Genomic DNA, 20,161 nt, shown 5'->3' with positions numbered 1-20,161 from the left:
TCGAGCAATGTAATAGAATGATTTCAATAAAAAAGATGGCCGGTAAACAAAACAACAACAAATCGAAGAATGGTGATTGTATATTTAGGATATTAGGATACAATTTATAAAAAAGCAGCAATCATGGAATGTGGTTGAGTCAAGTCATACGAAATAGGATGCATCGCAATGACTGCTATGAGTCAATATGGAACAAAATTGGAAATCACAGCTCATTCTGGCTGGTCACAAAAGTTCTGGGATGAACTTTTACCTGCAAAAGAACGAGTTAGCAAACACCCATTATTTTTAGATATGGCTAGTGGTTCATTAAGTCTTGAATGTTTTCGTTCGGCATTATTGAACTTTTATCCTTTAGTTGCTCATTTTCCTTCATATATGGCTGGAACCCTAGCCAAAGCCACATCGTTCTCACAGAACGGGGTCACAGAGACTCGTGATTGGCTGATTCAAAATATTAAAGTTGAAGAGCGTCATCTGAGTTGGTATCAGGATTGGGCAGGTGGTTTTGGGCTGACTGTTGAAATGTTAAATACGGTCAGACCACCCGCAGCGATGAATGCCGTCAATCATTTCTTATGGGATGTCAACTTTCGAGGCAGCTTAGCTGAAAGTATTGCGGCTACGAATCTTGCAATAGAATGGGCGACAGGGGATTGGAGCATACAAGTTTATAAAGGGGTGCAAAGTTACACCCAAAACCCAGAGGTCAATATCAATAAACGATCGCTAGCTTGGTTAAGAGCACATGCTCACTATGATGATCTACATCCTTATGAAGCGATGGAGCTGATTAAGAGACTTTGTGATAAAGATCCTGACATGCAACGAAAAGCGTTCTTAGCAGCTCAGGAAGGTTTAGCGTATTATGAACTTGCGCTAGACGAATGTTATAAGCTGCAACGGGCGAGCAACTAAGAATTTCACAAATATAGAGACTGCGGCTTTGCTTGGGGACTTAGTCGCAGTCTCTATTCTTATTTCTTATTTAAGCGGGTTCATTTTTTCATCAAAATTTTCTAAATGTGGAAATTCAAGCGCTTCTAAATCATCTAAGTTTTTAATATAGTCTTCAAAATTCATTAAAATATTTTGTCTATCTTCATTGCTGATATACGGAACATGATAAGCCATAAATGGCGGTAAAACTTCAAAACCAACATAGGCGAGTGTGCCGCGTTGGATAGATGATAAATAATGTTCAATAGGGCCATGCACTGTGTTTTCACCAAACATATTGCTGCGTCCGCCCAGCGTCAAACAAAGCATCGCTTTTTTACCAGTCATGCCACCATGATTGTAAAAGCGCTTGCCACCATAAAAAAGACCCGAAACAAAAACACGATCTATCCAACCTTTTAAAATGGCGGGAACCGATGTCCAGTACAACGGAAAGCTAAATAAAATCAGATCCGCACGTTTTACTTTTTCAATTTCGATTTCAATATCTTTAGAAAATTGTTGTTGCTTCAGAGCATGACGTTGCTCAAGTGCATAATTGAAATATTCTGGTTGATTAAGCTGCTCAAAATCATCTTTTGATGCAATTGGATTGAAATTCATTTCATATAAATCTGAAACCTCAACGGTATAACCTAATTGCTCAAAAGTTTGTTGAGCCGTATTCTTTAGCGCCGCAGTAAAAGAAAGTTTCTCGGGATGTGCATGAACAATCAAAACATTCATTGATCAATAACCTTAATATGTAAATTTTTAGATAGATCTACTATGCCTAAAAGCTGAAAAATGGCATAGTTCTAAAACCGCCAATATTTACCATTTCACGCCAAATGTAGCATCTAAAAGGATGAGTGATGAACCCTGAATTACCTGGCACATATGTCAATCTATTGGTAGATGTCGTTAAAAAGTGGGATATTTCTTCGGAACAGCTTTTGGCTGGGACAGGTATTTCTTCGCAAAAATTAGATGCTCCATTTTGGTATGTAGATTTCAATGTCTTTAACTACTTATTGGAAAAGGCAGCGCTACTTACAAAAGAGCCAGCAATAAGTTTATATCTTGCAAAAGAGATGAAGGTCTCTTGTTATGGGCATGTTGGAATTGCAGCAACAGCATCAGAAACTTTAGGGGATGCAATAGAGGTCTTAGAGCAATTTATTGGCTTACATTGTTCGGTGTTTAAGCCTAGGCTTAAAGTCGATGAAGAAATGGCATATCTATATTTTAATCAGCCTTTACAAAAGTTTAGATTGAATACGCATGGTATTACGTTCTTGGTTTTTGGATTTGCACAAATATTGGAAAATTTAGTTCAACACAAATTGGAAATCACTTTTAGATTTCAGCAAGATAAACCTGTTTTTTACAAAGAGCTTAGAAGGTTTAATGGGTTAAATGTCAGTTTTGGTCATAAAAATGACTGTCTAATCCTAAAAAAGGATGTGCTTGGTTTAGCGCTTAAAACTGCAGATGCATTGGTGGCTCGGCTAACTAAACAGCAATGCAGACAAGACGTTCAGAACTTAACTTTAAAAAGAAGAAGCAAAGATAATGTGACCTCAGTAGTAAAGGAGCTACTTTATGATGAATTTGAGGGCTTTTTATCTTTAAAACAGGTCGCAGAGAAACTTCATATTTCAGAAAGAACACTACAACGACAATTGACGAATGAACAGACAGCATTTCAGCTTCTAGCCGCAGAAGTTCGTAGAAAGCATGCTGAGCATTTATTGAGACAACGTAAGTTATCAATTGAGCAGGTTTCTGAGCGTCTAGGATATGCAGATATTTCTCATTTTTCCCGTGCTTTTAAAAAATGGACAAACGTCACGCCTAAGTTTTATCGAGAAGTTGCTAAGGGTAATTCATATTAAAAAGATAAAATAAATTTGTGATACTAGTATTAATAATAAACTTTTTCTTATTCTTAATAAATATTGTGATTATGGTCACGGTATATTTTTATTGATTGTTCACATAATTAACTTAATATCATTTCTGTATTATATTAATAAATAATTTTTTATTCTTTTTTATCTTAATGATTCTGTCACCTTTATTTGTCTTAATGCTGACCTTGAGTTAGTAATAATGACATGATACATGTAATTCAAGCCAGTGATAGGGAATTTTAAAATCTTGGATTGAATGATGTTGATATATTTTTTGCTATATCAATGTTGCGATATATCTAGTTTAAATCAATTTACTTAAAAATAAGATGGCTAAATGTAAAGCGAAATTTTTACATTCAATGGAGTTTTGATAAATGATAGAGTTAAAAAGAAGCAGTATTTTATTGAGCATGATCTTGGGGCTTGCTTGGGAGCAAGGGGCATCAGCAGCTCCTACTTTAACAGTGGCACCGTATTTACAAAGTCCTACAAATACGACAATGACGATTGGCTTAGAGGTCCCATCTGGAAGTGCACAACCTGTTGTCGAGTATCGATTGTTGGGTACAACGGGCGCATTTCAAAGTCAAAATATGACTTTAGCGCCAAATTCAAGCACGGTTTATGAAACCCGTTTAACAGGTTTACAGACAAGTACCAATTATGAGTATCGAATTAAGGTAGCGGGTGATCCAACTGCTCTAAGCAGATTTAAAACATGGCCGACTAAAGGTATGAATACTGCGGGTAAGTTTATCGTTATTAGTGATCCTCAAGCGAGTTTCTCAAATTCTGTGGCAGTTTTTAATCGCATTGTAAGTCAGGTGATAGCACAGCAGTGTGGTGGGGTTGCTGTCAATTGTACTGATCAATTTAACGGTATTTTGATTGCAGGAGATTTGACGGAAAATGGTGGCAATAGAACACATTGGAGAAGTCAGTTTTTTGCACCTTTAACGCCTTTAATGGCGAATGTGCCATTAATCGCAGTTCCTGGTAATCACGATGTATTGGGAGATGGTGAATTAAAAAATTACTTGGAGTATTTTTCAAACCCAAGTAATGGTTCAAGTAATTATCCAGAGCAATGGTTTGATTTACAATATGGCACTATGCGTATTTTGGGGTTGAATACCAATCCATCAGATCAAAGACAGGGTATTTTTAATAGACAAGCACTGGATACACAATTGTCTTGGCTTGATCAACAAATTGCACAGGCTAAAACAGATTCACAAACCCAGTCAGTTTTTGCGGTATTTCATCATCCTTGTTTGTCTGAGCTATGGCGACAAGGAGAAACCATTGGGGCTTGTGAAATTGTAGGTCGTTTAGAAAATTTTAGCAGCCAGACTAATAAGTTGTCAGGACATATTTTTGGACATACTCATGCTTATTCACGTGGTCATTCCATGAATGTTCCACATTTGTGGCTGAACTCAGCAACCATTGGCGGAAATACCGAAGATATGGTTAATGCCAGTGACTTAAAGGATTACCATAATTTTGCTGTGAGCCGAAATGAGTTTGGAATAGTATTGATGGATGTGTCCGCAGTACCATCACAAGGCATCACTTTAAACCGTTACAGCCTGCAGGGTGTGCCACATAACGCCACTCTAACTGCGATTAATAACGGTGTTTTATCTTTAGTCGACACACAAACAATGGCGGTGGGTAGCAATGCCGCAGCGGTTGGTGTTGCGCCACTTACCTCAGTTATGCCATCGACAGCTGTTGAGCTTGTGGGCGTTTCCAACGGAATAACCCCAGAAGAAATGCACTGGCAATTTTCTAAGCAATCTAATTTCTCAGGTACGGTGTTTGATGTGTGGGGTAATGACACTCGCGACTCAAATATTTATATAGATGCGCAAAAAGCAATGATAGACACCCAAGCTGGGAAAAGTATTTTGCGCTTGAAATTGAGTGAAATATTAAACAAAGCGCCAATATCTGTAGGCGGTGATGATTATTATCGTGTCCAAAAGCCGAATTGGTATCAAATGTCTAATTTTCCAACCCCAGCAGTGCCAGAACAAATGACCCTCAATAATGGTGATGTTTGGTATTTCCGCGCTCGTGCACGTGATACCTCACTGCGTTGGAGCGACTGGAGTTTATCGAATAGCTTTACCGTGGCTGCGAGTAATGCTACATGGAGCAATAATTTGGTAAGTAATGGCGGTGCTGAAGGTTCAATGTCATCGTGGACGCGAGCTACAGGTTATATGCAGGCGATTACCGCCGCTCAAAATGGCGGTACAATAGCTTATGATGGTAGTTATTATTTTGCTGGCGGTGGTTTTGGCGGAACCGCAAGTTCTGGTACGGATGCTATGTATCAAAATATCAATATGAGCAGTTATGCAACCATTATAGACCAAGGTTCGGCAGTGGTGAGATACTCAGCGGCGATGCGTGGTTGGGCAGGCCAATCTGATACGCCATCTATGTATATTGAATTTTATAATGCCAATGGGGTTAAGTTAGCAACCAGTAGCACACTAAGTAGTGCAACGGCTACATGGACTGTTAAAAGCTCGACCATGACCGTTCCAATGGGTACACGATCAATTCGCGTTCATGCTAAAGCCGTAAGAACCGGTGGTAACGACAATGATGGTTATTTAGATAATATCGGTGTGGAAATAATGCAGTAAATTTACATAGGAACGTCAATAAGACCAGTTATATTAAATAGCTGGTTTTTATTGGTTGTATCGCTTTACAGCATGCCAGTGTATAAAAGTGTACTGGAACTCTATACCTAAAGTTTTGATGGTTTTAGAAGAACTTCTGACAAATACATAAGATGTAGAGATTCGGTTTGTAGCGCAGCAATAAAATAAGTTTGAAGTTACAGCAAAGCATTACCCAAGATTTCATCTATTAACATTACGTATAATATCTGCATTATGTTACTTGCATTAGTCATTGATAAAAAAGCTGATTTTCATTTGAGAATCGGCTTTTTTGTCAATGATGCTAAGCTTTCTAGCGCACGTGCATGCATTTAACATCAATGCTCATTATGCGCAATCGAAGCTGCGGGCAGGCGGGAGGACGTAGGACGACCGCGTACCTGCAGCTAATTGTTAGCTATGGAAATCGAGTAGGGCAGTATCATTTTAAGTATTGTATTAGATCATTTTTCAATTCTTTTGATGTTGGTTTAACTGGGTATGTTGCGATTATTCTTCTACCTTCTTTTTTTATGCTTTTAGGTCTGCCAGTTTTGATAAATATTAATTCATCAGGCTCATTTCTATGATTGATTTCACATATCATTACTGTGCCAAACTTATTTATTATTAAGTATTTAGGGAATGATTTTTTTACTATCATTTCTAAGCTTTCATCTTTTTTCATTTTTGTATAAATGAAATAGCCGATGGCTATTCCAATTATGACAATAAGAATTTTGATCATTTATTCACCTAGTAGTCAGGATCAACGATAATTATCAGTCGTCTTTTTTTAGTATTTCAGCTCTATATTTCATTACATCTTCTGTTTTCATATCTTTTAAGTATTTCCTGATTAATGCATGTATTAAATCAGACTCTTTGATTCTGATTTTTGTTTCGAACATCATCTCTAATGTTGCTTCTTTTACCATTTCTTCTTCGTCATCTCGAAGTCTAACTGTGACTGCCATTGTCTTATCTCCTAAAAGTCAAACATCATATCTGATTTATATTTTATGATATGTTGCTAAATCACAAATTAGATGTTATAAATTCGACAAATATCATTTGTGATAAATCATAAAATGGAAAAAGAACTAGCTTTCGAGACTGTAGCAAAGATTATTCATGATCGGGGAGTTGAGTTGATCGTGGGGGGTAATCCTGCGTTCGAGACTGAATTCGTACTTTTTTACATTGAATCAACGATGAACCAGTGGGGCTATAAAAATCCTAAAGTTGCTGCCTACTGTGACGCAATCAAAGCTGAAAACGATAATTTTAGATCGATGGGGATTTGCTGATGGATAAGTACAAAAAACAACCAATACCCACTGTGTTATCGGGGGGAATGAAAAAATCGGCAGTTGAAACCCCCATTAATAAGATGGGGGTAAAGAAATTCGATACTCGTCCACAAGACGCCGATATCCCGTACCAACACAATCCGCTATACACAATTCCATCAAGTCACATGATTATGACAAACGATGGCGTGAAGCACATTGAATATAGAATGCCTGCTGATAATGAAATTGCTGTCATTGACTGGGTCAACTTTACAATCGGTTTAGAGTCACTGGGTGATTATCTTTGGCAAGAAGATGAATTTATTCTTGAATCACATCGTTGTACTGCTGCTGTAGCTGTACTTGATCCACTTTTAGAACATATCTTTGGATTTTCAACGACTTCATGTCGTAACAATGGTCTTAATTTCTACAACCAAAGCTATGTACTTGGTGAGGATTTCGGCTTTGTCTGCATCGGTGGTCAACGCAATACAATCTTAATTATGATCAATGGACGTGGTTGTAATTTCGCTAAAAGTGGTTGGGAATTAAGACTTTATAACTTCTTAGTTACTCAAGCTAAACGAGCGAAATTAACACGTGTTGATATTGCACATGATGACTTTGAAGGTAAAAACGTCAGTGTCGATTGGGGCAATATGCAAGATGGGCTAGGTGGCTTCCAACTCGGCAATCGTGCTCCAAACATTGAGCATAAAGGCAATTGGCGCAGACCGAACGGCAAAGGACGTACATTATGTATTGGTAGCCGTGACTCAGGTAAGTATCTGAGACTGTACGAAAAAGGTCGTGCAGAGGGTGATCCCAATGACAATTGGCAACGTGCAGAGGTTGAATTTAAATCTATAGATCGAATTCTTCCTTTTGACATGCTACTTGCACCATCAGAATTCTTTATAGCTGCATATCCATGTTTCCGCGATCTAGCTGAACACCTACAGCCTGAACGTATCGAAACCATTACAAAGACAGCGCAAATCAATTTCAAAACCGCTATTGAGAATATCAAGCATCAGTACGGTAAATACATCAACGTCTTTAAAGACGTATTCGAACCTGAAGAACTCATCAATTTAATCTGTTGTGCTGATCCGCTTGCATTTCCCAAGCGACTCGATCATGTGCTTCTAACTGCTCGGAGAATGTAATGCATACATCAAAAGTAAAAATCTTGGGTGCTAAAGCTGTTGATTTTAAACCTGATGATAAATCAGGTCGTCACTATGATCATGTTGCTTTGTATTGTGAGATTCCAATGGATTTATCCCAAGGTACGGCAATAGGCAACGGTTGTGAGACTTTCAATTGGCAAGACTCTAGCAACATGGCTCAGTTGCGACAATTTAAACAAAAAGACTTTCCAATCGAAGCTGATATCACGTTTGACATGGTCACAACTGGTAAAGCTATGAAGTACGTTGTTGTTGACGTGAAGTTACCAACGCCACCAAAATCATTAATGTAAAACTAAAAAGCCTTTATGAAACAAAGGCTTAACTATACGATACTGCGTATAATGTATATTATGTTAAATAGAATATCTAAAGACTGTAGCCTACACAACACTGTTTGTAGCTACAGCTCAGCAACGTGAATATCTACGATCATAATTCACGTTGCTGAGTATCCTAAGTAACATAATATAAGTTATGCAGAAATCAGATCGCTACTCGACTTGCGTATTAGTTCAGCCTACGCAAGTCTGCGTGGCTATGACTCTGATCCAAAGTTAAACACTGTTTTTGGTAAAGGCTGTTTTTCTGTATGCCCTAATGTATATAAAAAATATGCTTTTTTCGAATCTCCATCATCGTAGGTTCCTGGAGAAACAGCTAAAAGTTGCCACCCTTTGTCTAATCGAAAATTTACTGAACTAATATTATCTTCTTCAATAACTTCTTTAATATTTGATAAATCTATTTGACTCACTGTTCATTATCCTTTGTAAATTGTAAGTGATTAGAAATTAATAAGGTTTATTATGAAAATTTCAATGATATCTAGAGGTTTTGTGCAAAAATTATCAATCGTTTCCCGCATATTATAAATTGGGGTTTGAGAACCTTGCTTAATTGGATGTACCGTGTTTATCAGTACATTGGCTATTTTATGTTCAAAGGTTTGAACGACTGAATTTTCTTTGGGTTGCTTCTGTTTTTTAGTGATGAGCTGCTGGCAATGGTTCAATTTGTTCTGAACTACACCATTCAAATAATCTTTAAGGTTTTGGCAAACACGAAGATCAATTTCCGAATATGTAGCAGCTAAGACAATTTCATCCATGATGGAGTTAGATTGCTCATAGATTTCGTTAAGTTGATGAATGTTTTTATCGAAGTCTTGGATTTTATTAATTAGATCACACGCCTTATCCATGGCCCTACTCTCCTAAATATTCACGAATTTCAGCATTGGCTTTTTTATAGGTTTCTAAATGGGCATCAATCAGTGAATAGTCATACGACCAGTCACTTGCAACTACTGCCAAATGCTCAAGGCATCTTTCTGTAGATTCAGCTGGACAACAAACGTCTAAGCATGGATGACCATGTTCAGCAACGATTCGTGCTACTTCATTAAATGAGGCTTGAACAAAACTCTGACGATCGAAGAATTGGTATTCATTTTTCATAAATCAAATATCACAAATCACAATAACTGGTATTTATAACATCTGATTTGTGATAATACAATATATCATAAAATATAAATCACAAATTACAGGTGTGAGCCGAAAGGCTTAGGGTGAAGAGGAAATGGCAATTACTATTCGATTACGTGATGATGAAGAAGAGATGGTAAAAAATACTGCTCTTGAAATGATGATCGAGAAGAAGACGAGAATTAAAGAGTCAGATGTAATCCATACGTTAATACGTAAGTATCTACCTGAACTTAAAACAGCAGATGTCATGAAATATCGAGAAGAAGTTTTAGGGAAAGATGACTAATTTATAGTCATCTTTTAACTTTAAATTTTATGATAATTTTTATTGAAAGAACTGGCCAAACAACGATGGCAGTATAAAATTGCCGTTTTTTCTAGTTCTTTAGAGATTTTATTTATTTTAATTGCTTCAATTAAAGCACGATATTCGAGTGCGATTATATAAAACGAAAGACGATAAGATTCCTTTAAAGTGAATAACTTATCATAGACTATGTATCGATTAAAGTTTGAATGCCCTTCTTTATTATCCATAAACCTCAAGAGTTCAGATTCATCTAAATCTTTAATTAATTCAGAATATTGCGATGATTTCAATTTAAAGTTTTTATTAGAAATTAAATAATACTGAAAAGATGAATCTCGTCCATCATAGTCCACAACATCAAGTTCTCTAATATAAAAAGGACGCAGACTATCCCCCCACTCTTCTGGATTAGAATAGGATGATTTTACAAATGGAGTATTCTCAAGTTGGTTGTTTTGACACTCAATGAATTTTGAAAATGCTTGTGCATTAAAGGATAAATTATTCATATAAATAGTCCTTAAAATTATTTTATAAACAACTCTAAATAATAAATCCAGCTATAAAAACTACAAAAGTTTTGATGTGTTTTAAGAAATACTCATAAAGTATTTAGCATAAGAGGCTAAAAAACTTAGTACTATATAGAAAATTAAAAACATTAGAAAAATATAGATGCCTAATGGCATTTTTACCTTTCCCAGCACCCAAATAATTTGAGTAAGATTTAAAATATTTAAAAACAAACCCAACAAAATCAATGATAAAGACCAAAATTCACTAAAAATTAGAATAATACCAAATGCAGATTCAGGATGCTTCCATAAATACAAACCTGCAATCATCATTGTGGAAGCAATACCGTAATTTCTAATGTGATCAAAAATATATTTTAGATTTATATCCTCGGGATCCATATCAATCAATTTTTTTAAAATAGGACCACTTTTATTAGATAAAGTACCTTTATTTTCTGTCATTTATAGGGATCATCCTGAAGTCGCATAACTTCATTTTATGTTAAATAGAATGTCTAAGACTGTAGCCTACACAACACTGTTTGTAGCTACAGCTCAGCAACGTGAATTATTATCGTAGATATTCACGTTGCTGAGTATCCTCCTAAGTAACATAATATAAGTTTCGAATGAAATGCAACCCTATCAAACTCTTAAGATGATTTAAGTATACTTTCCGCCTCAATAAGTAATTGCTCAAAACGATCTAAAATTTTTTTGCTCATATTTTCTCAAGTACTAAGTCTTTCAGAAGTTTAATAGATAATTCATTTTATAATAAAAAAGCTAAATGAACACATTTTATGATGCCATCTTTTTTAATGAAGCAGAGATTTCTTTCAGCGATTTTTTAACTTCATTCTCAAAAACTGGAGTACTAATATCTACTCCTTCAAATGCTGTAGGATCTATCGATAACTTGTTTTTAATTTTTCGTTTAAAAATTTGTAAGGCTGTACGGCTTTCAAAAACAACTGTTAATTCAAGTGGCTTGCCATTTAATGCTTCTTTAAGCCCCCCAAACTGCCCCCAAGAGAAAATTAATTTTTCATCAGGAAATAAAATTGGTAAACCATTAACAAATGCACCTGATTCATAATTTTTTTTAGGTTCTGTCAAACCTGATATGCCATATGCATGTGAAGGAACGCCATCTGGACAGATGAAACTAATGTTTTTGGCTATTCCTTTACCAATATTATGAATAACAAGATTAATTAAAGATGGTCTGCCTAAATCAACTTGAGCGTAAACAACCACGTCACCAACTGTATTATTATAATAAACAATATAGGTGACTATTAAAGACAATAAAGCAATAACTAAAGTCATAATTTCAATCATTATTCATATCTTCTAGTGATTAAAAATCTATTTTTAACATATTTAACCAATATTTATAAATATTAGATTTTTTAATTGCAACAGACTTTGTTGCACAAACCTATCTCTCAGGACTTATTCAGCAATAGAATTCCTAGATGAATAAGCCTGCTTCCAAAATATATCGTACAACGAATTGGTCTTCTTACAACCGAGCTTTCATTAATCGTGGAAATCTCACCATTTGGTTTGATTCCAAGACACAGTGGTATGCGCAAGCAAATGGTAAACAAGGTCAAAATCAAACTTATTCTGACGCAGCCACCATCCAGTGTTGTTTAATGATCAAAGTCTTATTAAGCAGTAATTTTATATGTTAATTACGTTTAAGTTCCAATTCTCTCATTTTCTAACTAGCTCAGGTTATAATAATGGCCTCCAAAAATATGGTTGATCTATTATGAACACCTCCAATGACCCTTTACACGGCAAAAAACTTGCTGACATTTTGGATGAGTTATTGGATTACTACGGTGGCTTCGAAGGCTTAAATCGTAAAATTGAAATTAGATGTTTTTGTATAGATCCAAGTGTTAAATCATCATTGCGATTCTTACGTACCACACCATGGGCACGTGAAAAAGTAGAAAACTTATATTTGTATGTCTTACGCCAAAAAGCTAAACAGAAATCGCAGCTATCAAAACCCTAGCCTCAGCATTTTAAATAGCTAATTGTCATAGTTAAGAATATAGAACCATGTTACTATTATTTAAGTAGTCAGATATCAACTTATTAATTCTATGAGTAAAAATACTAGTCTTGAAACCTGTCCAATCGCTAGAAGCCTTTCTGTACTAGGTGATGCGTGGAGCATGTTGATTTTACGAGATGCGCATGTAGGATCTACTCGTTTTGATCAGTTCCGTAAAAGTCTAGGTATTGCACCTACAATGCTAACAAAACGGTTATCTGTGTTGGTAGATGAAAACTTACTTGAAAAAAGACAATATTCTGAACACCCGCCGCGTGAAGAGTATGTATTAACTCAAGCAGGTAAAGACTTCTTACCTGTTTTATTTGTGATTGGCGCATGGGGGCGAAAATACAAACCTTATGAACAGCCTGAAAAAATGATGACTTTCCTTGATGCAGAACAAGGTACTGAAATCAAACCTATTGTGTTAGACCAAATGACGGGAGCTGAAATTGGCACTCGCCCTATTCGCCTAAAAAGCGAATAATATAAATAAAAAAGCACTCAATGAGAGTGCTTTTTTATTATTGGGTAATAGTTAAACACCAAGGGTTTCATTGAATACAATCGCATCATCAGCCATTGAACAGTAGTTGGGGTTTCTCCTTGTGAACCACCAAGACCCCGATTGTTAAAGATGATGCCCCACTGCTCTCTAGCAATTCCATCAATGACTCTAGGATCCCACTCATCAATTGTCTGCAATCTCTTTCTGCATTAATTTTGAAATTGTGTTGAAAATCGTATGAGCCAATAAAAACGACAAATAAATTCGATAAAAGGCACTATCATTTTAGTAGTAACTATTTTGTTTTTAGATTATGATGGAAATATCAAGGTGAAACTGAATAGCGAACACCTTCAAATTGGGAAAATGGTATGACTAATAAAGTAGTTCTAATTACAGGCGCATCTTCTGGTATTGGCTTAGCAACAGCAAACCTTTTACATGAGGCAGGATTTGTTGTTTATGGCACAAGCAGACGAGCAAAAGATTCATCAAAATACAAATTCCATCTTATTGAGTTAGACGTAAATCAAGACAATTCAGTTGCCCAAGCCGTTGAAAAAGTAATAGCAACCGAAGGAAAAATTGATGTCTTAATTAATAATGCTGGGTTTGCAATAGCACCTGCTGGTGCCGAAGAAAGCTCAATGCAACAAGCACAGGCTATTTTTGATACCAATTTTTTTGGTGCTGTTCGAATGACTCGTGCAGTGATTCCCCATATGCGCCAAAAAGAAACAGGGTTAATCTTAAATATCAGTTCAATTCTTGGACTTTTACCTCTGCCTTTTGGCGCACTTTACTCTGCATCAAAACATGCACTTGAAGGTTACTCTGAATCTTTAGATCACGAATTAAGATCTCAAGGCATTCGCGTGTCACTTATTGAACCTGCTTATACCAATACGTCTTTGGGAGTAAACTTACTCGAAGCAGACAATAAAATTTCTTTTTACGATCAAACTCGTGAAAAGCTACATACACAAATGATTAACTCAATTAATAAGTCAGATGACCCAAGTGTGGTTGCCAATACAATTTTAGCTGTTATTCAAAGCCAACAGGTCGTGCCACGCTACACAGCAGGAAAAACTGCTAAAAACTTAAAAGCGTTAAGACAATTTGCACCTGCAAAAATCTTTGACAAATTAATTCACCGCAGCTTGAAAGTTTAGAACAAACCCAAGCCTATAAAATTTTAAAACGAATTTCGATAAATAGAGGTTTCAAATGAAAGCAGCGTATATTAGCCGTTATGGCAACATTGATGGCGTACAGTTAGATGAACGATCTCAACCACCACTGACAGCGGACGCTGTACTTGTTAAAGTTCATGCTGCAAGTATTAACCCTCTCGACTTAAAAGTTTTAGAGGGTGAACTTAAAGCAATTCTGCCAGTGAAATTTCCTTTCATCTTAGGCAATGATTTTGCAGGTACAGTCGTAGAAGTTGGATCGAACGTTACTCAGTTTAAAGCTGGAGATGAAGTCTATGCCAAGACAGATTTAAACGGCGCTTTTGCTGAATATACTGTGGTTGAACAGTCTTCACTTGCACTTAAACCTCAAAATATTTCGATGGAACTGGCGGCCTCTTTACCTTTGGTTGCATTAACAGCATGGCAAGCGCTGGTTGAAATGGCAAAAGTTCAAGCAGGACAAAAAGTACTGATACACGCGGGTTCAGGCGGTGTTGGTTCAATCGCAATCCAACTTGCTAAACATCTAGGTGCAACTATCGCAACAACGACCAGTGGTAAAAATACTCGTTGGGTTAGAGAGCTAGGCGCCGATATTATTATTGATTATAAAACGACAGATTTTGAGCAAGAACTTAAAGAATATGATGTGGTTTTAGATACGCAAGGTGGAAAAACCTTAGATAAATCACTCAATGTCCTTAAACGTGGTGGGCGGCTTATCAGTCTTGTAGGTCCACCCGATCAAGCTACTACAGACGCATTTAATCTAAACCGTTTTCTAAAATGTGTTATCCCGCTTCTAAGCTGGTCAATCAGACGTAAAGCAAAAAAACGTGGCGTTACTTATTCATTTCTATTTATGCAACCTAATGGTCAACAGCTATCTCAAATCTCACACCTTGTTGAGACTGGAAAAATAAAACCTGTGGTAGATACAGAATATGATTTTTCTAAAATAAAAGAAGCACTTCACTACGTTAATACTGGACGTACCAAAGGCAAAGTGGTCTTGAAAATTTCTGAATGAGACTGAACATACATATTCATTATTATTTCTCTATTCAAAACTGGTTTGTATATTTCAGAAATTATTTTAGGAGTTAGTAACTTTAGCACAGCAACGTGAATATCTGCGATCTTAATTTCACGTTGCTGTGTATTCTAAATATCATCTATCAGCTATTTACCGCGATCTTTGTAACCATGGCTTCATTACAATCATGTTTCTTAATAACGGGGTTACCAACCTACTTTAATTGAAATGCAATGTTTTTATAAAGCTAAGTGTTATTATTAGCCCCTGTTTATTATCTAATTCTCTTATGAAGAATACATTCTCTGACAACAATCAAATTAACGTGGTTTCTACTTTTTCTGAATTGGTAAATTCCAATTTTCAAGGAGAAAGTAATGCCATTTGCTGGTATCGAACTTTGGTTGGTAATTTTCAAGAGATTGTATCCAAACTTGAATTAAAAGAAAATATTACGGAAATTTCAGTTGAAGACCTTTTAGCATTACAACTTTCGGAAAATGGCAATTTAGCAAGAGAAATTATCATAAGTGATATACAACACTTAACTGATTTTGGAGCATCACCGTCTCTGAATTTGCTTAAAAGTTACGAAAGAGATGATGAGCTAGATTTTATTTCAACAGATGTATATTCGTTTCATGTTGACCGATCACCCATCCCAACAGATACTTTTTTGTGCACCTATCATGGTTCTGCAAGTGATATCCTGCCCCATAATCAAGTTGAACAAAAAATTCTAATTCCTGAAATCAGGGAAAAACTTAAAAAATTACATGACGGCCCAGAAGCTGAATTTGAAAATTTTCTAGAAGAGTATTTCTTTGATCTGCATTATCAGCCTAAACCTGATACAAAACCTGTGAATTTAGGTTTAGGACATCTTTGGCGGCTAGCGGTAGATCATCCAGCACAACAAGTTTTACCTTGTGTACATCGTGCACCTATCGAAAAAGAAAATGAATATAGACTGCTGTTGATTTGTTAAATCATGAACAAATCAACGAGTGTATATTTACCTTTAAGATAACCAATCAATCAAAAACTCACATTCCAAGACAACTGCGCGGTACGTGGCGCACCAAGGAATAAATAATCATCCCCAAAGAAGCTACCTGCATCTCGCCAGTATTTTTTATTGAATACATTGTCAACATTAAATCTCAAAGTATTGTCATACCCATAAGCACGGAAGTTATAGGCAGTGCCGACATTAAATACTGTATAACCAGATACTTTCACTGTACCTGATTTATTAGCGTATTTACTACTGCTGTATTGCATGCCTGTTAACAAGCGTAATCCATCTACTTGTGGCACTTGATAAGATAAATAACTGGCGAAACGTACTTTCGGCACATTTTGAGTTTGATGCCCTTGATAATCTAAGACATTTATATCTTTTAATCGCGAACGAGTAAGAGCTAATGTCGATATCATGTCTAGGCTCTGCCCTAAGCGCCCTTGTACACCCAACTCTAAGCCAAGGTTGTGTTGTTGACCTTCAGTTAAGTAGTAGTTATCAGAATTTGTATATTGATGATCTTGCTCTAATTTAAATATGGCAGCAGTAAACAGCATAGATTGTAATTGATGCTTCACTCCTAATTCATAATGGGTGGATTTGATAGGTTCAAGTGTTGCAAATGCATTGCCTACAATTCCTTTTTCTTCATTACCGAATGCAAACCACGGTGCTTGTCCACCATCACTCAAGCCTTTGGCATAAGACGCATAGAGATGGGTATTTTCCCAAGGCTGATACATCAGCGCGAACTGAGGTAAGAATCGATTTAAATCCGTATCACGGATATTATGACCTTCAACATCGTAAGCTTTTTCATTTAAATGCAGCAGTTTTCCACCCATGAGAACAGACCATGAGTCATTGAAATGGATTTGGTCAAGCAAATTTAATGCGGTTTGCTGACTATCTAAAGATTTATAACGATTGCCTAAAGGAATGTTAGAAGGATTGTATGTCTCACTATCTTTATAAATATTTCCTGTGCCCACTAACTCATTGATAGCATCATGTTGCGCACGGCGTTTGTAGGTCTGAGACAATTCAACATTAAGCTTATGTTGCCAAGATCCCGTATTAAATTTACCGTTTAATCCTGTTTTAAATTGATTGGTTAGGTAGCTGTCATCAGGGCTGCGGAAATCATAAATATCATAGTTGCCATTTTGGTCAAAACTATTGCCTAAGCCTGTAGTCTGACATATATCACTGTAGCAACCCCATGGAAATGCCGAATAATCATCGACCACGACACGACTTTGTGATGCAGACAGGTTTGCAGTCCAATGATCATTGATTTGTTGACTATACTTTAAGCTGGCATTGAGGCTTTCATTGGTTACGGGTTTACTCCAGCTCTGATAGCCAAGTAAGCGATCCCATTCCACATTTTTAGGTACAGTTTTTCCATCAAGTAATTGATAACCCGCGACAGAACGTTGGCGTTGACGCTGTGATTCGATATCAAATTCTAGTTTTGAAGCATCTGAAATGTTCCAATCTAAAGCCAAAGCGCCAAATAAACGTTTACCATTGGTATGTTCTACATATGGATGAATGTCTTCGTGAGCGAGATTGATTCGATAGCCAAATTGCTGGTCTTCACTGATGAAACCACCCCAGTCATTCGCGACACGATGACCGCCATGACTGTCTGCTTCAACTGTAATGGAACGAATCTCTTTTGGACGTTTAGTCACATAGTTGACTACACCACCGGGTGTTGACATACCACTTTGAATTGCGCTTATGCCTTTTAGGATTTCGACTTGTTCTTTATTTTCAAGCGCTACATTTTGTTCACCTCGTAGGAGGTTACCATTCAGTAAATAACTCGAACCGAGGTTTAAAGCAAAGCCACGCATGACAAAGTTTGGATAATAACCAATTGGTGCATAGCCATCGCCTACTGCGGCATCATTTTTTACTACATCGGTGAGTGTTTTTGCATGCTGATCTGCAATGCGTTCTGCTGTGACTGTATTGATGGATGCAGGAATCTCTATAAGATTTTGTTGAGTAAAACCCGATAAATTCACTTTAGGCTGATGATAAATTGGTTGTTCTACTTGTGCTGCGACGGTAATGGTCGGAAGTCGTGGTGTCGTATTTTCATTTTCTGCATGTACGACTGTTGAGCTAAGCCCTAAGCAGGAAAATGAGCCAACTGCCAATAATGCTTTTTGTAAACGAGAAAATGGATATGTTTTCACAGTCGTTGCCTAACCCCAAAAGATAATCTTACAGCCTAAGTTTTACGAGGAGGAGTATTCACAATTTTGTGCGATTGAACAAGCTTTTCTACTGTATATCTTAGATTTGTTGAATGATCTTAATCAGGCATTATTTAAATTTCCGACAAAGGAAAATTCCTGAGCCATTCAAAGCGTGCTAATATCCAAAAATGACAATACATCATGTCAAATTAAAAGAAGGAATTGTGATGCTAAAAATGCAACAGATCAACATAACGCAAGAATTCAATGCCCCTGTCGAAAAGGTTTTTGAGATCCTCAGCGAGCATGAAAACCTAAATAAACTTTTCGCCCCAGCAAAAGTGACGCGTCTCAGTGATGGCAAGGATGCGCGTAATGGTGTCGGTTCGGCACGTAAGCTATCTCTTCCATTAACACCATCATTTGTTGAAACAAATTTAGTCTATAAAGAAAATGAACTGATTGAATACGCCATTACCAGTGGTATTGCACCGATCAAAGATCATCGCGGTGTGATGAAGTTTACTGATCTTGGTCATAATCGTAGTCGTTTGGACTATACGATTATGTTTAAAGGTCGAGTTCCATTTATTGGTCCTATCATAAAAATTGCACTACAGAATGGTGTGAGCCGTGGGCTTAAAAAGCTGAAAGTATAATTTTTAGAGAAAGTCAAATCTTCTCTAATCTTTGAAGTAAACTCCCCTTTTTTTTTCAAATTGTGGGAGTTTTTATTTGGTGTATTTATCAACTTTTCTTTGAAAAATGATTTCTAAAATAACATTCAGTTCATTTTTACGATAAATTAGCTCTATAGAACGATTTAGCTCAGGGAAAGAGATGACACTTAAGCAATTAAAAGCCTTTTTGGCACTTGCTCGTACCTTAAATTATGCCAATGCTTCTCTTGAGTTACACCTGAGTCAATCTGCCCTAAGTCTTTCTATTAAAAGTCTTGAAGAGGAATTGGGCGGTAAGTTGTTTAATCGAAATACGCGCCGTGTTGAACTCTCTCAGGAGGGAAAATCACTGATCCCCTATGCAAAAAAATTACTCGCAAATTGGGATGAAATGGAAAATGATGTCAAACAGCGTTTTAAACTGAATCGCGGTACGCTCAGTATCGCCTCTATGCCATTTGTCACTCATGCAATCTTGCCTGACGTGATTCATGCGTTTTTATCACTTCACCCAAACCTTAATTTTTCCATTCATGATATTCCGAATGAAACCATTATCGAAAAAGTTCAAGATGGGATCTTTGAGTTAGGAATATGTTTTGAACCTGATATGACTGAAGGTTTAGAATTTCAACCTCTATTTGAAGAGGATTTCCTCGCTTTATTGCCTAAAAATCATCCTTTAGCAACCTCCTCTACGATCACTTGGCAACAACTTTTTTCCAATCCTTTTATTACCTTACAAAAGCCCTCAATCGTCCGTCATTTGATTGAACAGAATTGCTTGCGCAACAATATGACATTGGATCTAAAAATTGAATGTCATCAAATCTCCTCTCTTTCTAGTTTTGTTGCTCTTGGTATTGGCGTGAGTGCGATTCCACGTCACTTCGCCAAACATATCGATTTAGAACAAAATGTTTTGCTTGAGTTACAAGCTGAAACTATCCATAAAACAGTGGGTATTGTCTATAAAAAGAATTTTGAAATATCCCATATTTCAGAACAATTTATTGAAACTTTAATCAACCATAAATTTTAGAAAATTAATTACTGAGTCATTC

Annotated in this window: 24 protein-coding genes and 1 pseudogene; 15 read left to right on the top strand and 10 right to left on the bottom strand. The window is 36.5% G+C overall.

Annotation, left to right across the window (positions count from 1 at the left end; translation table 11 throughout):
* Positions 1-168 precede the first annotated feature (168 nt).
* Complete coding sequence (locus tag EXE30_RS05270) at positions 169-918, top strand: TenA family transcriptional regulator (RefSeq protein WP_004671075.1); 750 nt, start codon at positions 169-171, stop codon at positions 916-918.
* Positions 919-984: 66 nt separating this feature from the next.
* On the opposite strand, the gene EXE30_RS05265 is transcribed toward EXE30_RS05270, so the two are convergent.
* Positions 985-1,686, bottom strand: coding sequence for an NAD(P)H-dependent oxidoreductase (locus EXE30_RS05265; RefSeq protein WP_130161504.1), 702 nt, complete (start codon positions 1,684-1,686; stop codon positions 985-987).
* A gap of 128 nt (positions 1,687-1,814) precedes the next feature.
* Between EXE30_RS05265 and EXE30_RS05260 the strand changes: the two genes are divergently transcribed.
* Together EXE30_RS05260 and EXE30_RS05255 are read left to right on the top strand one after the other, a co-directional pair.
* The gene (locus tag EXE30_RS05260) at positions 1,815-2,837 is read left to right on the top strand and encodes an AraC family transcriptional regulator (protein ID WP_130161503.1); all 1,023 of its coding nucleotides are present in this window, start codon (positions 1,815-1,817) and stop codon (positions 2,835-2,837) included.
* 395 nt (positions 2,838-3,232) lie between these two features.
* Positions 3,233-5,521, top strand: a complete 2,289-nt coding sequence (locus tag EXE30_RS05255; protein ID WP_130161502.1) for a metallophosphoesterase — start codon at positions 3,233-3,235, stop codon at positions 5,519-5,521.
* A gap of 463 nt (positions 5,522-5,984) precedes the next feature.
* Here the strand turns inward: EXE30_RS05255 and EXE30_RS05250 are convergent, their stop codons facing one another.
* Both EXE30_RS05250 and EXE30_RS05245 read right to left on the bottom strand, forming a co-directional pair.
* Positions 5,985-6,290, bottom strand: a complete 306-nt coding sequence (locus EXE30_RS05250) for a hypothetical protein (protein WP_228256108.1) — start codon at positions 6,288-6,290, stop codon at positions 5,985-5,987.
* 34 nt (positions 6,291-6,324) lie between these two features.
* Positions 6,325-6,519 (bottom strand): hypothetical protein, encoded by a 195-nt coding sequence (locus tag EXE30_RS05245; RefSeq protein WP_130161501.1) that lies wholly within the window; start codon positions 6,517-6,519, stop codon positions 6,325-6,327.
* Between the two features lie 114 nt (positions 6,520-6,633).
* Between EXE30_RS05245 and EXE30_RS05240 the strand changes: the two genes are divergently transcribed.
* From EXE30_RS05240 to EXE30_RS05230, 3 genes are read left to right on the top strand one after another with little or no spacing between them, the layout of a single operon-like run.
* Positions 6,634-6,852, top strand: coding sequence for a hypothetical protein (locus EXE30_RS05240; RefSeq protein ID WP_034595631.1), 219 nt, complete (start codon positions 6,634-6,636; stop codon positions 6,850-6,852).
* A complete protein-coding gene (locus EXE30_RS05235) occupies positions 6,852-8,009 on the top strand; it encodes a replication initiation factor domain-containing protein (RefSeq protein WP_130161500.1) in 1,158 nt (385 codons plus the stop codon). Before EXE30_RS05240 ends, EXE30_RS05235 begins: the two co-directional genes overlap by 1 nt.
* Positions 8,009-8,326 carry a hypothetical protein gene (locus EXE30_RS05230; protein WP_130161499.1) on the top strand — a complete coding sequence of 106 codons (318 nt, stop codon included), beginning with the start codon at positions 8,009-8,011 and terminating at the stop codon, positions 8,324-8,326. The genes EXE30_RS05235 and EXE30_RS05230 overlap by 1 nt, the downstream gene beginning before the upstream one ends.
* A 245-nt stretch (positions 8,327-8,571) precedes the next feature.
* Here EXE30_RS05230 and EXE30_RS05225 read toward each other — a convergent pair whose 3' ends face one another.
* The 3 genes from EXE30_RS05225 to EXE30_RS05215 are packed head-to-tail and all read right to left on the bottom strand — an operon-like array spanning position 8,572 to position 9,493.
* Positions 8,572-8,790 carry a hypothetical protein gene (locus EXE30_RS05225; RefSeq protein WP_130161498.1) on the bottom strand — a complete coding sequence of 73 codons (219 nt, stop codon included), beginning with the start codon at positions 8,788-8,790 and terminating at the stop codon, positions 8,572-8,574.
* 30 nt (positions 8,791-8,820) lie between these two features.
* Entirely contained in the window at positions 8,821-9,237 is a 417-nt protein-coding gene (locus EXE30_RS05220; protein WP_130161497.1) for a hypothetical protein, read from the bottom strand.
* Positions 9,238-9,241: 4 nt separating this feature from the next.
* Positions 9,242-9,493: a hypothetical protein gene (locus EXE30_RS05215; protein ID WP_130161496.1), complete on the bottom strand. Its 252-nt coding sequence runs from the start codon at positions 9,491-9,493 to the stop codon at positions 9,242-9,244.
* Positions 9,494-9,617: 124 nt separating this feature from the next.
* Between EXE30_RS05215 and EXE30_RS05210 the strand changes: the two genes are divergently transcribed.
* Positions 9,618-9,812, top strand: a complete 195-nt coding sequence (locus EXE30_RS05210; RefSeq protein ID WP_130161495.1) for a hypothetical protein — start codon at positions 9,618-9,620, stop codon at positions 9,810-9,812.
* 20 nt (positions 9,813-9,832) lie between these two features.
* Here the strand turns inward: EXE30_RS05210 and EXE30_RS05205 are convergent, their stop codons facing one another.
* The 3 genes from EXE30_RS05205 to EXE30_RS05195 all read right to left on the bottom strand — a co-directional run bounded on the left by EXE30_RS05205 (position 9,833) and on the right by EXE30_RS05195 (position 11,698).
* Entirely contained in the window at positions 9,833-10,345 is a 513-nt protein-coding gene (locus EXE30_RS05205; RefSeq protein ID WP_130161494.1) for a hypothetical protein, read from the bottom strand.
* 81 nt (positions 10,346-10,426) lie between these two features.
* Positions 10,427-10,816 carry a hypothetical protein gene (locus tag EXE30_RS05200; RefSeq protein WP_130161493.1) on the bottom strand — a complete coding sequence of 130 codons (390 nt, stop codon included), beginning with the start codon at positions 10,814-10,816 and terminating at the stop codon, positions 10,427-10,429.
* 339 nt (positions 10,817-11,155) lie between these two features.
* The gene (locus tag EXE30_RS05195; protein ID WP_130161492.1) at positions 11,156-11,698 is read right to left on the bottom strand and encodes a hypothetical protein; all 543 of its coding nucleotides are present in this window, start codon (positions 11,696-11,698) and stop codon (positions 11,156-11,158) included.
* A gap of 137 nt (positions 11,699-11,835) precedes the next feature.
* Between EXE30_RS05195 and EXE30_RS05190 the strand changes: the two are divergent.
* The 6 genes and pseudogenes from EXE30_RS05190 to EXE30_RS05160 form a co-directional block, all read left to right on the top strand.
* A pseudogene (locus EXE30_RS05190) lies at positions 11,836-12,033 on the top strand (transposase); the annotation flags it as partial.
* Positions 12,034-12,137: 104 nt separating this feature from the next.
* The gene (locus EXE30_RS05185; RefSeq protein WP_130161491.1) at positions 12,138-12,389 is read left to right on the top strand and encodes a VF530 family protein; all 252 of its coding nucleotides are present in this window, start codon (positions 12,138-12,140) and stop codon (positions 12,387-12,389) included.
* A gap of 91 nt (positions 12,390-12,480) precedes the next feature.
* Positions 12,481-12,921, top strand: a complete 441-nt coding sequence (locus EXE30_RS05180; RefSeq protein WP_130161490.1) for a winged helix-turn-helix transcriptional regulator — start codon at positions 12,481-12,483, stop codon at positions 12,919-12,921.
* Between the two features lie 392 nt (positions 12,922-13,313).
* Complete coding sequence (locus EXE30_RS05170; RefSeq protein WP_130161489.1) at positions 13,314-14,117, top strand: oxidoreductase; 804 nt, start codon at positions 13,314-13,316, stop codon at positions 14,115-14,117.
* 55 nt (positions 14,118-14,172) lie between these two features.
* Positions 14,173-15,171, top strand: coding sequence for an NADP-dependent oxidoreductase (locus tag EXE30_RS05165; protein ID WP_130161488.1), 999 nt, complete (start codon positions 14,173-14,175; stop codon positions 15,169-15,171).
* Between the two features lie 295 nt (positions 15,172-15,466).
* Complete coding sequence (locus EXE30_RS05160; RefSeq protein WP_130161487.1) at positions 15,467-16,165, top strand: DUF1826 domain-containing protein; 699 nt, start codon at positions 15,467-15,469, stop codon at positions 16,163-16,165.
* 50 nt (positions 16,166-16,215) lie between these two features.
* On the opposite strand, the gene EXE30_RS05155 is transcribed toward EXE30_RS05160, so the two are convergent.
* Positions 16,216-18,414, bottom strand: coding sequence for a TonB-dependent siderophore receptor (locus tag EXE30_RS05155; RefSeq protein ID WP_130161486.1), 2,199 nt, complete (start codon positions 18,412-18,414; stop codon positions 16,216-16,218).
* A 230-nt stretch (positions 18,415-18,644) separates the two neighbouring features.
* On the opposite strand from EXE30_RS05155, the gene EXE30_RS05150 reads away from it, so the two are divergent.
* Complete coding sequence (locus EXE30_RS05150; RefSeq protein WP_130161485.1) at positions 18,645-19,076, top strand: SRPBCC family protein; 432 nt, start codon at positions 18,645-18,647, stop codon at positions 19,074-19,076.
* A gap of 181 nt (positions 19,077-19,257) precedes the next feature.
* Positions 19,258-20,139 (top strand): LysR family transcriptional regulator, encoded by an 882-nt coding sequence (locus tag EXE30_RS05145; protein WP_130161484.1) that lies wholly within the window; start codon positions 19,258-19,260, stop codon positions 20,137-20,139.
* The last annotated feature ends 22 nt before the right edge of the window (positions 20,140-20,161 follow it).

This window comes from Acinetobacter halotolerans, assembly GCF_004208515.1.
GTDB classification, from domain to species: Bacteria; Pseudomonadota; Gammaproteobacteria; order Pseudomonadales; family Moraxellaceae; genus Acinetobacter; species Acinetobacter halotolerans.
This window is presented reverse-complemented; position numbering and strand designations above follow the sequence as displayed.

Bases quoted from the DNA above. Each gene is read 5' to 3' on its own strand.
- EXE30_RS05270 (WP_004671075.1), top strand. From the start codon at position 169: ATGACTGCTATGAGTCAATATGGAACAAAATTGGAAATCACAGCTCAT.
- EXE30_RS05265 (WP_130161504.1), bottom strand. From the start codon at position 1,686: ATGAATGTTTTGATTGTTCATGCACATCCCGAGAAACTTTCTTTTACT.
- EXE30_RS05260 (WP_130161503.1), top strand. From the start codon at position 1,815: ATGAACCCTGAATTACCTGGCACATATGTCAATCTATTGGTAGATGTC.
- EXE30_RS05255 (WP_130161502.1), top strand. From the start codon at position 3,233: ATGATAGAGTTAAAAAGAAGCAGTATTTTATTGAGCATGATCTTGGGG.
- EXE30_RS05250 (WP_228256108.1), bottom strand. From the start codon at position 6,290: ATGATCAAAATTCTTATTGTCATAATTGGAATAGCCATCGGCTATTTC.
- EXE30_RS05245 (WP_130161501.1), bottom strand. From the start codon at position 6,519: ATGGCAGTCACAGTTAGACTTCGAGATGACGAAGAAGAAATGGTAAAA.
- EXE30_RS05240 (WP_034595631.1), top strand. From the start codon at position 6,634: ATGGAAAAAGAACTAGCTTTCGAGACTGTAGCAAAGATTATTCATGAT.
- EXE30_RS05235 (WP_130161500.1), top strand. From the start codon at position 6,852: ATGGATAAGTACAAAAAACAACCAATACCCACTGTGTTATCGGGGGGA.
- EXE30_RS05230 (WP_130161499.1), top strand. From the start codon at position 8,009: ATGCATACATCAAAAGTAAAAATCTTGGGTGCTAAAGCTGTTGATTTT.
- EXE30_RS05220 (WP_130161497.1), bottom strand. From the start codon at position 9,237: ATGGATAAGGCGTGTGATCTAATTAATAAAATCCAAGACTTCGATAAA.
- EXE30_RS05215 (WP_130161496.1), bottom strand. From the start codon at position 9,493: ATGAAAAATGAATACCAATTCTTCGATCGTCAGAGTTTTGTTCAAGCC.
- EXE30_RS05210 (WP_130161495.1), top strand. From the start codon at position 9,618: ATGGCAATTACTATTCGATTACGTGATGATGAAGAAGAGATGGTAAAA.
- EXE30_RS05205 (WP_130161494.1), bottom strand. From the start codon at position 10,345: ATGAATAATTTATCCTTTAATGCACAAGCATTTTCAAAATTCATTGAG.
- EXE30_RS05200 (WP_130161493.1), bottom strand. From the start codon at position 10,816: ATGACAGAAAATAAAGGTACTTTATCTAATAAAAGTGGTCCTATTTTA.
- EXE30_RS05195 (WP_130161492.1), bottom strand. From the start codon at position 11,698: ATGATTGAAATTATGACTTTAGTTATTGCTTTATTGTCTTTAATAGTC.
- EXE30_RS05185 (WP_130161491.1), top strand. From the start codon at position 12,138: ATGAACACCTCCAATGACCCTTTACACGGCAAAAAACTTGCTGACATT.
- EXE30_RS05180 (WP_130161490.1), top strand. From the start codon at position 12,481: ATGAGTAAAAATACTAGTCTTGAAACCTGTCCAATCGCTAGAAGCCTT.
- EXE30_RS05170 (WP_130161489.1), top strand. From the start codon at position 13,314: ATGACTAATAAAGTAGTTCTAATTACAGGCGCATCTTCTGGTATTGGC.
- EXE30_RS05165 (WP_130161488.1), top strand. From the start codon at position 14,173: ATGAAAGCAGCGTATATTAGCCGTTATGGCAACATTGATGGCGTACAG.
- EXE30_RS05160 (WP_130161487.1), top strand. From the start codon at position 15,467: ATGAAGAATACATTCTCTGACAACAATCAAATTAACGTGGTTTCTACT.
- EXE30_RS05150 (WP_130161485.1), top strand. From the start codon at position 18,645: ATGCTAAAAATGCAACAGATCAACATAACGCAAGAATTCAATGCCCCT.
- EXE30_RS05145 (WP_130161484.1), top strand. From the start codon at position 19,258: ATGACACTTAAGCAATTAAAAGCCTTTTTGGCACTTGCTCGTACCTTA.